Origin of the sequence: Amycolatopsis acididurans, from assembly GCF_012328925.1 — a bacterium.
In the GTDB taxonomy this organism is placed as follows: Bacteria; Actinomycetota; Actinomycetes; order Mycobacteriales; family Pseudonocardiaceae; genus Amycolatopsis_E; species Amycolatopsis_E acididurans.
In genome coordinates this window covers 50,837-63,312 of record NZ_JAAXLS010000017.1, presented here as the reverse complement: position 1 = coordinate 63,312, position 12,476 = coordinate 50,837, and the positions used below count along the sequence as shown (strand labels likewise).

Sequence of the window (12,476 nt, the reverse complement as noted above, 5' to 3'; positions counted from 1 at the left end):
GTTGGGTTACATGAAACTCGGACTACAAATTCCCGACTTCACCTGGCCGAACGGCCCCGCGAAACTCGGCTCCGAACTCGCCGGGGTCGCGCGCGCCGCGGACGAGGCCGGTTTCGAATACCTCGGCGTGATGGATCACTTCTTCCAGATTCCGGCGGTCGGCCCGGTCGAGAATGACATGCTGGAGGCCTACACCACGCTCGGTTATCTCGCCGCGCACACCGAGCGCGCGAAGCTGCTGACCGTCATCACCGGCGTGATCTACCGCCAGCCCGGCGTGCTGGCCAAGGCCGTGACCACGCTGGACGTGCTGTCCGGTGGACGGGCGGTGCTCGGGATCGGCGCCGGCTGGAACGAGGAGGAGTCGCGCGGGCTCGGCTTCCCGTTCCCGCCCACGAAGGAACGCTTCGAAATGCTCGAAGAGGCGCTGCGGTACGTCCTGCGGATGTGGTCGGACGACGACGGCCCATTCGAGGGCGACTACATTCACGCGGAACGGCTGATGAACGTTCCGCAAGCGCTTTCCAAACCGCACCCGCCCATCATGGTCGGCGGTTCCGGGGAAAAGAAAACACTGCGGTTCGTCGCGAAATACGGCGACGCGTGCAACATCTTCAACGGCCCGGACCTCGAACGCAAACTGGATGTGCTGCGGCAGCACTGTGCGGCCGAGGGCCGTGACTACGACGACATCACCAAAACGGTCTACCACATTCTCGACGTGGGTTCGAACGGCGAGAAGGCCGACGAGCTCAAGACCGAGCTGCGCCGGCTGGCGGGGCTCGGCGTCGACGCCGCTATTGGCGTGGTGCCAGGAATGCCGGACCTGAAGCTGCTCGACATCTTCGCCAAGGACATCATTCCCGAGGCGGCCGGTTACTAAGTCCGGAGCCGAATCGACGGTTCTTCACGAAACGGTTCCGTGTAACAAGACTCCCGCCGCGGCCGACCCTTGAGGCAGTCGGATGCGGCGGGAGTCTTTTCATGAGAATCAGCGTCTTCGGGCTTGGCTATGTCGGCTGTGTTTCCGCCGCGTGCCTGGCCTATCGCGGGCACGAGGTCGTCGGGGTTGACGTCAACCCGGTGAAGGTCGACCTCGTCCGCGACGGGAAGGCACCCGTGGTGGAGGACCGCATCGGTGAGCTGACCGCGCAGGTCGTGGGCACCGGCGCGCTGCGCGCGACGTCGGACGTCGCCGAGGCGATCGCGGCCACCGACGTGTCGCTGATTTGTGTTGGCACGCCGTCGGAACCGAACGGCAGCCTGTCCACGGCGTTTCTGGAGCGGGTCACCGAACAGATCGGCGAAGAGCTGGCCGTCAAGCAGGCCCGGCACACCGTGGTCTTCCGCAGCACGATGCTGCCGGGCACCTGCCTGGAACTGCTCGTGCCGATACTGGAAAAGGCTTCCGGCCTCACCGCGGGCCCCGATTTCGGCGTCGCGGTCAACCCGGAGTTCCTGCGCGAGGGCACCAGCGTTAAGGACTTCTTCGAGCCACCGAAGACGGTGATCGGCGAGATCGACGAGGCCACCGGCGATATCGTGGCCGCGCTGTACGAGGGCCTGCCCGGCGACGTGTTCCGGGTGCCGATCCCGGTGGCGGAAATGGCGAAGTACGCCGACAACGCCTTCCACGGGCTCAAGATCGGCTTCGCGAACGAACTCGGCGCGATCTGCCGCGCGCTGGGGCTGGACTCGCATCGCGTGATGGACGTGTTCCTCGCCGACCGCAAGCTCAACATCAGCCCCGCCTATCTGCGCCCGGGTTTCGCGTTCGGCGGGTCGTGCCTGCCGAAGGATCTGCGCGGGCTGGTCTACGCCGCGCATCGCGCTGACGTGTCGGTGCCGATCCTCGCGCACGTGCTGCCCTCCAACGACGAACATCTGCGGCGCGCCTACGAACTGGTCGTCCGCACGGGCAAGCGCAGGATCGGCCTGTTCGGGCTGTCGTTCAAGCCCGGCACCGACGATCTGCGTGAGAGCCCGCTGGTCGAGCTCGCGGAACGGTTGCTCGGCAAGGGCTACGACCTGCGCATCTACGACGCGAACGTGAGCCTGTCCCGGCTGATGGGCGCCAACCGCGAATACATCGAGAGCCGCCTGCCGCATCTGGGCCAGTTGCTCGCCTCCTCGGTCGAAGAAGTCCTGGCACACGCCGAGGTGTGTCTCGTCGGCTCCACCGATCCGGCCGTGCTGGCCGCGTTGCCGCGCGGCGGCGATCGCGTGCTGATCGACCTCGTCCGCCTTCCCGACGCCGACGCGCGCCGGACCGAACAGGGGTATGTGGGACTTGCCTGGTAAGAAAGCGCTCATTCTGGTCGAGAATCTCTCGGTGCCGTTCGACCGGCGGGTGTGGCAGGAATGCACCACGCTGCGCGACGCGGGCTGGGAGGTGAACGTCATCTGTCCACAAGGGACGAAGAGGGACACCGAGCCCTACGCGGTGATCGACGAGGTGCGCATCCACCGCTACCCGCTGAAGGCGGCCACCGGCGGCCCGGCCGGGTACCTGCAGGAGTACGGCAGCGCGCTGTGGCACACGTTCCGGCTCGCGCGCAAGGTCGGCCCGGTCGACGTCGTGCACGCGTGCAACCCGCCGGACCTGCTGTTCCTCGTCGCGCTGATGCTCAAGCGGCGAGGCGCGAAGTTCGTCTTCGACCAGCACGACCTGGTTCCGGAGCTGTACCTGTCGCGGTTCGACCGCGGCGAGGACCGGCTCTACCGCGCGGTGTGCGCGCTGGAGCGGATGACGTACCGGGCCGCGGACGTCGTGATCGCCACCAACGAAAGCTACCGCGATGTCGCGCTTTCCCGCGGCCGGAAGCGACCCGACGACGTGTTCGTCGTGCGCAGCGCACCGGCGGTCGAGCGCTTCCGCCGGGTGCCCGCGGAGCCGGAACTCAAAGGCGGCAAACCCTACCTGCTGTGCTATCTCGGCGTGATGGGCCCGCAGGACGGGGTCGACTACGCGTTGCGGGCACTGCGGTTGCTGCGCGACGAGGTCGGGCGCAGCGACTGGCGCGCCGTTTTCGTCGGCGCCGGCGACACCTTCGACGACATGGTCGCGCTCTCGCGCGAACTCGGTCTCGCCGACTGTGTCGAGTTCACCGGCCGCATCCCCGACGAGGATCTGGTCCGCTACCTCTCGACGGCCGACGTGTGCCTGTCGCCGGACCCGCGCAACCCGCTCAACGACGTGTCCACAATGAACAAGATCATGGAATACATGGCGATGGCGCGGCCGATCGTGTCCTTCGATCTGCGTGAGGCACGGGTTTCGGCCGGCGAGGCCGCGGTGTACGCGCCCGCGAACGACGAGCTCGAATTCGCGAAGCTGACGGCGCGTCTACTGGATGATCCCGAAGAACGCAAGCGAATGGGCGAACTGGGACAGGCTCGGGTCGAGGGACCACTCGCTTGGAGCAATTCCGCGAAGTCACTTGTTGCCGCGTACGAACACGCAATGGAGAACAACTAACCGGATCGGTCGCGTTTTCAAAAAGACACAGGCTGGTCTGTAACCATCCGCGCGAACCGGCCGACGGGTTAGAGGGAGGCCGGCCACGCGGAAACACACGACGCGCCGTGGGCCTCGAACTTTTCGAGGGGAGAATCCTGCCTTGAGTGACGATACGGTGCGCCTGTCCCTGATCGGGCAGGTCGTCCGCCATCGCTGGCGCTTGCTCGTTGTGCTCGCGGTGGCCGGAGCGCTGGTGGGGGCCGGTGCGTCGCTGCTGTTCTCCCCCGGCTACCAGACCGAGTCCAATGTCCTGCTGCAGGGCCCGCGCCAGGCCGACGAACTGCTCACCGAGGCGCAGGTCGCGGGCAGCACGGTCGTGCTCGACCGCGCCGCGGGCGAGCTGAGCTGGCAGACCACGGGCACCGACCTGGCCAAGCACGTGACGACCTCGGTGTCCAACGGCAACGTCGTGACGATCACGGTTTCGGCCGACAGTCCCGAGCGAGCCCAGGAGCTGGCCAACAAGGTCGCCGAGCAGTTCGTCCGCTACTCGACACAGCTGATCAGCAGCACCGCCGACGCGGCCGCGCAGGTGCAGCAGGCACAACGTGAGGCGCTGCGGCAGCAGGTCGCGCAGACCAACCAGCGCATCAGCGACATGGCGCAGCAGCTCGGCTCGACGCTGACGGTGGAGAGCGTGCAGGCGCGCACCGAGCTGGAGGCACTGCGCACGTCGCTGCAGCAGGCGATCAACAACCTCAACCAGGCCGACGCGGCGACCAGTCAGGCGAACATGGCGGTGCTCGGCTCGGCCGAGCTGCCCAGCGGCGCGGCGTCGCCGACGATGCTCCAGTTCGTCGTGGGCGGGGCCGTGGTGTTCTTCCTGCTCGGCGTCCTCGGGCACCTGTGGTCGGCGCGGACCGGCAAGCGTGCGCGCGACGAGTCGGAGATCGCTGCGGCGCTGGGCTCGAAGGTCCTGACCACCGTGGACATCCCGGACGAGCGCGCGGAGGCGGGCCACGGCTGGCCGGCGAGACTGCGCAGGCTGCTCGGGGCCGACCGCCCGTGGCACCTGCCGCAGGTGCCGGTCTCGGCCGACAAGCTCAACCGCGACGCGCGGTACCAGCGCGTGCTCGCCCGCGTCGGCCGTGACGCCGGTCAGGTACTGGTCGTGCTCACCGAGGACGACGCGCCCGCGCACCGCGCGCTCACCCAGCTGGTCGCCGCGGCGGGCGGGCATCCCGTACTGCGGGTCGCGGAGGTGACCGCGGACCGGCCGGTCGTGCCCGACGGCAGCGACGGTGTGCTCGTCGTGCTCACCGCGGGCTCGCGCACCGGCTGGGAACTCGTCGCGATCGCCGAGGCGTGCGCCGACGCCGGGCGCGAAATCGTGGGCGTCGTGCTGGCCCATCCCGTTCAGGTGAGGAGACAACCGCCGGACCACCCGTCCGAGGCCGGTTCCGACCGCGAGGCGATGGCAGGTTCAGTGTGACCACACCCAGCACGTCCTCATCACTTGTCGACCTGCAACGGCTTGTCGTCGCCATCCGGCGCAAGCGGCGGCTGTGGCTCGCGATGGCGCTGATCGGCCTGATCGCGGGCGCCGCGCTGGCCGTGGTGCTGCCCAACCCGCCGACCGCGGTCACGAAGATCCTCGTCATCCACAAGGACGACTCCCCCACCGACAGCGGCACCCTGATGAAGACCGACATCTCCGTGCTGCAGACCACCAAGATCGCCGATGCGGCACTGAAGACGGTCGGCAGCAACGAAAAGCCCGAGGACTTCCTGAAGGAGTACCAGGGGCTCGGGCTGACCAACAACGTCATGCAGATCAGCGTCGAGGCCAAGTCCGGCTCCGACGCGGTGGCGAAGGCGAAGGCGCTGGCCGACGTGTTCATCGCCGACCACGTGCAGCGCAACCAGGCCGCGGCCGACGCCGAGTCCGCCGCGCTGATCAACCAGCGCAACCAGGCGCAGGCCCAGCTCGCCGACGTGGACAACCAGATCGCGACGCTGACGAACAAGGGCGCCCGCGCCAACGCGACCGACCTCGAATCGCTCTACGGGCGCCGCGCGGACCTTTCGTCGAAGATCACGGACCTCAACAGCCAGGCGCAGCAGGCGGGAATCGGCTCCCCCAACATCGCCGCGGGCACGCAGATCGTCGACGCACCCAGGCTCATGCCGAACGCCCTGCTGAAGACCACGGCGACCAACGCCGGTGTCGGGCTGGCACTGGGGCTCGCGATCGGGCTCACCCTGGCCGCCGTGACCGCCGTCGTGCGGGACCGGCCGGTGCTGCGGCGCGAGCTCGCGGCGAACCTCGGTGCGTCGGTCATCGCCCAGCTGCCCCCGCGGCGGCGCGGCCTGGCCAGGCTGGTGTGGCGTTCGCGCGCGACCTCGAACCGCAAACGGGTGGCCGCGACGCTGGCGCGCGCGATCCGGACCGGCTCGGGAACGGTGTCGCTGCTGGACCTCGGTGCCCCCCGCGTCACCGGTGCGCTCGCCTTGGACGTCGCGACCGAGCTTTCGGCGGACGGCCCGGTCACCCTCATCGACGACCTGCCCGGCTCCGTGGCACCGGCCGCGGACGGCGACGGGGCGGTCCAGATCATCGACCCGGCCGAAACCTCGCTGCCGGTGCAGAGCGGGCGGGTGCTCGGCGCCGGTTCGGTCGCGCCCGGCGCCGCCTGGACGGACCTGTCCCACCTGGGCACGGAGACGATCCTCGTGGTGCGAACCGGCTACGCGAACACCACGTGGCTGCACACCGTGGCCCGGCAGCTGGCCGACTGCCAGATCGGCGTCATCGGCATCGTCGTGGTCGACCCTGATCCCCGTGACCGCACGGACGGCACGTTGTGGGACGGGCTGCACATGGCGCTGCGCGGCCGCTTGCCGCACGCGACGGCGGACGAGAACACCAAGGCCTTCACCCCGGTCAAGAGCAACGGCAGGGATGCCGCCCCGCACAACGGGGAGTCGCCCACCAGGCGGTTCGCCCCGGTCCGCTCCGAGGACGTGGAGGTCTCCTAAACACATGTGCGGTATCGCAGGCGCGTACGGCTGGCCTGACGGCGGCCCGCTCACCGACCGGCTCACCAAGACGCTGGCCCACCGCGGCCCGGACGGTGCGGGCCGCTACGACCACCGCGATGTCCACTTGGGACACCGGCGGCTGTCGATCATCGACCTGTCGGAGACCGGGGCGCAGCCCATGGTCTCCGGCGGGCTCGCGCTGACCTACAACGGCGAGCTGTACAACGCCCCGGAACTGCGCGCCGAGCTGGAGGCCGCCGGCGTGCGCTTCCGCGGCACGTCGGACACCGAGGTGCTGCTGGAGGCGTGGCGCCGGTGGGGCACGGACAGCCTGCCGCGGCTGCGCGGCATGTTCGCGTTCGGCATCTACGACGAGCGCACCGGCGAGCTGGTGCTGGCCCGCGACCAGCTCGGCATCAAGCCGCTGTTCTTCGTGCGGCGCGGCGGCGGCCTGGTGTTCGCCTCCGAACTCAAGGCGCTCGCCGGTGAACTCGGCGGCTCGCTGCACATCGACGAGGCCGCGCTGGTCGCCTCGCTGCTGTACTACTGGGTGCCCGACGCGCGCTGCGCGTACACCGAGGCCGAGAAGCTGCCGCCGGGCACGTGGTTGCGCTGCCGCCCGGACGGACAGGTCGAGCGTGGGCGGTTCTGGTCGATCCGCGACGTCGCCGCCGAGGCGCAGGAGGGTCCGGAAGCGGACCTGGCCGCCGTGATCGAGGACTCCACCCGCAAGCACCTGCTCTCCGACGTCCCGGTCGCGACGTTCCTCTCCGGCGGGCTCGACTCCAGCTACCTGACCGCGCTCGCGGCCCGCGCCCAGCCCGGAATTTCCGCCTACACCATCGGTTTCCGCGCCGAGGACGCGAAGTTCGAGGCGATGCCGGACGATCTGCGCTACGCCCGTCAGGTCGCCGCGCGGTTCGGTGTGGACCTGCACGAGATCGAGATCGCGCCCAAGGTGCTGGACCTGCTGCCGAGGATGACCTACCACCTCGACGAGCCGATCGGCGATCCCGCCGCCATCAACACGTTCCTGATCTGCACCGCGGCGCGCGAGGCCGGGGTCAAGGTGCTGCTGTCCGGGATGGGGGCGGACGAGCTGTTCGCGGGTTACCGCAAGCACTTCGCGAATCTGCTCGCCCTGCGGTACCAGAAGGTGCCGGGCGCGGTGCGGCGTCCCGTCGAGTCCGTTGTGGACAGAATGCCGGTGGCGGGGGCCAAACGCGGATACCGGTCGGTGCGGTTCGCGAAGCGGTTCCTGTCCTTCGCCGAACTTCCCGAGGAAACCGCATTCCGTCGCAGCTACACGATGTACGACCAGCAGGAGCTGATCGGGCTGCTCAACCCCGATCTCGCGCCGGCCGTGGACGACGTGCTCACCGAGCACGCCGACACCTACCACGACAACGCGCTGAACGACTTCGTCAACCGCATGTGCCTCGCCGACGCGAGACTGTTCCTGCCCGGCCTGAACCTCACCTACACCGACCGGTCCAGCATGGCCGCCTCCACCGAGGTCCGGGTGCCGTTCGTGGACGTCGAGGTGGTCAAGGCCGCGTTCAGCCTGCCCGGCAACCGCAAGATCGTGGGACGGCAGGGGAAGGCCGCGCTCAAGCAAGCCGCGTCGAGCGTCCTGCCGCGCGAGATCGTGTACCGGCCGAAGGGCCTGTTCAGCGCGCCGCTGCGGGCCTGGATGAGCCGCGATCTCGCCCCGCTGATGCGCGAGGTCGTGCACGACGGCGTGCTGGTGAAGTCGGGCTTCCTGCGGCAGGAGGCCTTGCAGCGCCTCGTCGACGAGGACGCCTCGGGCCGCGAGGACCGGTCCAAGCACCTGTGGCACGTCCTGACTTTGGAGTACTGGTACCGGAGTGCGACCCACCAAGGAGCGTCGTGAAGCAGGTTGTGCAGAACTACAAGAGCGGGGAGCTCGCCCTCCTCGACGTTCCGGTCCCGGCCTGCAAGCCGGGCGGGGTGCTCGTCCGGACGGCGTTCTCGCTGATCTCCACCGGCACCGAGCTGATGAAGGTCTCCGAGGCCAGCATGTCGCTGGTCGGCAAGGCGCGCTCGCGTCCGGACCAGGTCGCGAAGGTGATGCAGAGCGTCGCGACCAACGGGCTGGCCGCGACCTACCGCAAGGCCATGAACAAGCTCGACTCCTACACGCCGCTCGGTTACTCGCTCTGCGGTGTCGTCGAGCAGGTCGGTGCCGGGATCGACGACGTGGCGGTCGGTGATCTCGTGGCGTGCGCGGGCAACGAGCACGCACTGCACTCCGAGCTGAACTGGGTGCCGCGCAACCTCTACGCGCGGCTGCCCGCCGGGGTCGCCGCACAGGACGCGGCGTTCGGCACGGTCGGCGCGATCGCGATGCAGGGCGTGCGCCGGGGTGAACCGCAGCTCGGCGACGTGGCGCTGGTGATCGGGCTCGGCCTGATCGGGCAGCTGGTGGTGCAGCTGCTGACCGCGTCCGGCGTGCGGGTCGTGGGCGTCGACCCCGACCCGAGCCGGTGCGCGCTCGCCGAGGGGCTCGGCGCGATCACGTGCGGCGCCCCGTCGTCGGACACGATCGACAACGCGGTCGCCGAGCTGACCGGCGGCCACGGCGTCGACCAGGTGTACCTCGCCGCGGGCGGCAAGACGAACGAGCCCGTCGAGCTGGCCGCGCGGCTGAGCCGCGACCGCGGCCGCGTGATCGACATCGGCAAGTGCCGGCTCGACCTGCCGTGGAACGCCTACTACGAGAAGGAACTGGACGTCCGGTTCTCGCGCTCCTACGGCCCGGGCCGCTACGACGCGTCCTACGAGCTGGAAGGCCGCGACTACCCCATCGGCTACGTGCGCTGGACCGAGCGGCGCAACCTGGAGTGCTTCCTGGACCTGCTGGCCCGGGATCGCGTCGACGTGAAGCCGCTGATCACCCACATCGCCGACTTCTCGACGGCCGTGGAGACCTACCAGAAGCTCAACGAAGGCGAGCTGAAGGCGGTCGCGGTCCTGTTCCGGTACCCCGAAGGAACCGATGCCACGGCCGAACGGGTCGTGGCATCGGCGCCGGTGCCCGCCCCTGCCACCACCCCGCGCCGGCCGGGCACCGTGCGGATCGGGTTCATCGGCGCGGGCAACTACGCGTCCTCGATGCTGCTGCCGCATCTCGTGGAGCTGCCGCGAGCCGAACTGCGCACGGTGGCGACCACGTCGGCGCTGTCCGGGGCGAACGCCAAGCGCAAGTTCGGCTTCGGCCAGGCCACGACCGACGCGGACGAGCTGCTCGCCGACGACGGGATCGACGCCGTGTTCATCGTGACGCGGCACAGCTCGCACGCCGAACTGACCCGCCGCGCGCTGCTGGCCGGCAAGGCCGTGTTCGTCGAGAAACCGCTGGCACTGTCCGAAGAGGACCTCGGGAAGGTGCTCGGCGCGGTGGAGGAGTCCGGCAACGACCGGCTGCAGGTCGGCTTCAACCGCCGGTTCGCCCCGCTGCTGCACGAGGCCAGGAAGCAGTTCGGCAGGCGGATCGGCCCCGCATCCGTGCGGTACCTGGTCAACGCGGGCCGGCTGGAATCGGGCAGCTGGTACAACCAGTCCGACACCGAGGGCACCCGCTTCGCCGGTGAGGGCGGGCATTTCATCGACACGGTCAGCTGGCTGCTCGATGCCGACCCGACGTCGGTGTATGCGTGCGCCACTCCCGGGCAGAGCGATCTGCAGATCATCCTGCGCTACCCCGACGGCTCCGTCGCGACCGTCGGCTACGCGACCAGCGGGTCCACCGGTTTCCCCAAGGAGACGCTGGATCTGCTGGCCGACGGCAAGGTGCTCAAGTTCGACGACTTCATGCGCGCCTCGGTCTACTCGCGCAAGCGGTGGACGGGTCCGCGCATCCCGCGCGGGCGCGACAAGGGCCAGCAGGCCGAGGTCGCGGCGTTCGTCGACGCGGTGGCCTCCGGCGGCCCGATGCCGGTGCCGCTGGAGTCGCTGGTCAGTACCACGCTGGCCACGCTCGCGGTGGCCACGAGCCTGGAGACCGGTGGCGCGGTGCGAATCGAGGTGCCCTCATGATGAGTCCCGGCTGGTACGTGCGGCGGCTGTCGCGGATGAGCCCGAACGAGGTGGGCGGCCGGTTCGCCGACGCGGTGCGCAAACGACGGTGGCGGCGGCTGCTGGACACGCCCAGCGAAGCCGCGTGGCTCGCGCAGCGCCGGTTCACCACGACGCTGGACGCCGAGGCGCTGGCCGCGGTGCCGCCCGCCGCGAAGGCACGTGTCGTGGCGAAAGCCGACGAGCTGATGGACGGCTACGCCGAGTACTTCGGTCACGTGCGCGACGACATGATCAGCCCCGACTGGTCCTACGACCCGAAGACCGGCAGGCGGGCACCGGCCGACGCGTACTCGTTCGGCATCCCCTACCGCAAGGAAGAGGCCGTCGGCGACATCAAGCAGCTCTGGGAGCCCTCCCGGCACCAGCACCTGACCGTGCTGGCCGCCGCGTACGCGTTCACCGGTGAGGGCGCCTACGCGGAACGGGTCGCCGACCACCTGAAGTCGTGGTGGGCGGCGAACCCGCCGATGCGCGGGGTGCACTGGCTCAGCGGCATCGAGCTGGGCATCCGCTTGCTGTCGTGGGTGTGGGTCCGGCGCCTGCTGGCCGACTGGCCCGGCGCGCCGGGCCTGTTCGAGGAGAACCCCGAGGCGCTGCACCAGATCTGGCACCACCAGCGCTGGCTGGCGGCGTTTCCCAGCCGCGGTTCCTCGGCGAACAACCACGTCATCGCGGAGGCGGCCGGACAACTCGCCGCGTCGTGCGCGTTCCCGTGGTTCCCGGAGTCGACGCTGTGGCGCACCAAGGCGACCCGGTCGCTGGACGACCATCTGCGGCGCAACACCTTCGACTCCGGCCTCAACCGCGAGCTGGCCACCGAATACCACGGGCTGGTGCTCGAACTCGGGCTCGCCTCGGCGGTGGAAGCCGAGGCCGCCGGGACGCCGGTGCCCGAGTCCACCTGGGCGGCGCTGCTCGGCATGACCGACGCGCTCGCGTCCATTGTGGACGAACAACTGCGGCCACCGAGGCAGGGCGACGCCGACGACGGCCACGGCCTGGTGCTCGATACCGCCGACCGCTGGGAATCCCTGCTGGCCACCGGCGAACTCCTCTTCGGCAGGCTGGACTGGTGGCCGCGGGCCCGCGTGGCCGACGTGCGGACGCCGCTGCTGACCGCGCTCGTCCGCGGCAATGAGCCCCGCCCGGCCGGCGACCGTCCCGTCGAGCGGCCACACCACTTCGCCGACGCCGGGATGACGATCCTGCGCGACGGCCCCGTGTGGTGCCGGTGCGACGGCGGCCCGCACGGCTTCCTGTCCATCGCCGCGCACGCCCACGCCGACGCGCTGTCGGTGGAGGTCCGGCACAACGGGGTCGACGTGCTCGCCGACCCCGGCACGTTCTGCTACCACGGCGAGCCCGAATGGCGGTCCTACTTCCGTTCCACCCTCGGGCACAACACGCTGCAACTGGACGACAAGGACTCCTCGACCGCGGGCGGGCCGTTCCTGTGGACCAAGCACGCGCGCACCCGGATCCTGTCGCACGACTCGCATTCCTGGTCGGCGGAGCACGACGGCTACGCGCCCGCCACGCATCGCCGGTCGGTCGAGCTCACCGACGGGACGCTGCGCATCCACGACGAGGTGCTCAGCCCGCGGCGGCACCAGTCCAAGCTGGTGTTCCACCTCGGCCCGGAGGTGACCGTGCAGCTGGACGGGGCGCGCGCCGAGCTGAAGTGGGAGGGCGGCAACGCCGTGCTCGACCTGCCGCCGCAGCTGTCGTGGACCGAGCACCGGGGGTCGGCCGGGCCGCCGCTGGGCTGGTTCTCGCCGGGTTTCGGCCGCAAGGTGCCCACCTCGACGCTGGTGGGCCGGGGCTACGCCGCCGAACTGACCACCGTGCTCCGGTTCGGCTAGGCGAGGTCGGG

General features: G+C 69.9%; 8 protein-coding genes. All 8 read left to right on the top strand.

What is annotated here, in order from left to right:
• Positions 1 to 10: 10 nt before the first annotated feature.
• The 8 genes from HFP15_RS23055 (at position 11) to HFP15_RS23020 (ending at position 12,465) form a co-directional block, all read left to right on the top strand.
• Positions 11 to 883 (top strand): LLM class F420-dependent oxidoreductase, encoded by an 873-nt coding sequence (locus HFP15_RS23055; protein WP_168518803.1) that lies wholly within the window; start codon positions 11 to 13, stop codon positions 881 to 883.
• Between the two features lie 101 nt (positions 884 to 984).
• Positions 985 to 2,301 carry a nucleotide sugar dehydrogenase gene (locus HFP15_RS23050; protein WP_168518802.1) on the top strand — a complete coding sequence of 439 codons (1,317 nt, stop codon included), beginning with the start codon at positions 985 to 987 and terminating at the stop codon, positions 2,299 to 2,301.
• Positions 2,291 to 3,478, top strand: coding sequence for a glycosyltransferase family 4 protein (locus HFP15_RS23045; protein WP_376768888.1), 1,188 nt, complete (start codon positions 2,291 to 2,293; stop codon positions 3,476 to 3,478). Before HFP15_RS23050 ends, HFP15_RS23045 begins: the two co-directional genes overlap by 11 nt.
• A gap of 142 nt (positions 3,479 to 3,620) precedes the next feature.
• Entirely contained in the window at positions 3,621 to 4,952 is a 1,332-nt protein-coding gene (locus tag HFP15_RS23040; RefSeq protein WP_168518800.1) for a YveK family protein, read from the top strand.
• On the top strand, positions 4,949 to 6,499 hold the full coding sequence (locus HFP15_RS23035; RefSeq protein ID WP_168518799.1) for a Wzz/FepE/Etk N-terminal domain-containing protein: 1,551 nt from the start codon (positions 4,949 to 4,951) through the stop codon (positions 6,497 to 6,499). Before HFP15_RS23040 ends, HFP15_RS23035 begins: the two co-directional genes overlap by 4 nt.
• A gap of 4 nt (positions 6,500 to 6,503) precedes the next feature.
• On the top strand, positions 6,504 to 8,396 hold the full coding sequence (gene asnB, locus HFP15_RS23030; RefSeq protein ID WP_168518798.1) for an asparagine synthase (glutamine-hydrolyzing): 1,893 nt from the start codon (positions 6,504 to 6,506) through the stop codon (positions 8,394 to 8,396).
• Positions 8,393 to 10,561, top strand: a complete 2,169-nt coding sequence (locus tag HFP15_RS23025; RefSeq protein WP_168518797.1) for a bi-domain-containing oxidoreductase — start codon at positions 8,393 to 8,395, stop codon at positions 10,559 to 10,561. The genes asnB and HFP15_RS23025 overlap by 4 nt, the downstream gene beginning before the upstream one ends.
• Positions 10,561 to 12,465 carry a heparinase II/III family protein gene (locus HFP15_RS23020; RefSeq protein ID WP_168518864.1) on the top strand — a complete coding sequence of 635 codons (1,905 nt, stop codon included), beginning with the start codon at positions 10,561 to 10,563 and terminating at the stop codon, positions 12,463 to 12,465. Before HFP15_RS23025 ends, HFP15_RS23020 begins: the two co-directional genes overlap by 1 nt.
• Positions 12,466 to 12,476: the final 11 nt, after the last annotated feature.

Excerpts from the sequence above, each read along its gene's own strand:
- asnB (WP_168518798.1), top strand. The coding sequence starts at position 6,504 with ATGTGCGGTATCGCAGGCGCGTACGGCTGGCCTGACGGCGGCCCGCTC.
- HFP15_RS23050 (WP_168518802.1), top strand. The coding sequence starts at position 985 with ATGAGAATCAGCGTCTTCGGGCTTGGCTATGTCGGCTGTGTTTCCGCC.
- HFP15_RS23055 (WP_168518803.1), top strand. The coding sequence starts at position 11 with ATGAAACTCGGACTACAAATTCCCGACTTCACCTGGCCGAACGGCCCC.
- HFP15_RS23020 (WP_168518864.1), top strand. The coding sequence starts at position 10,561 with ATGAGTCCCGGCTGGTACGTGCGGCGGCTGTCGCGGATGAGCCCGAAC.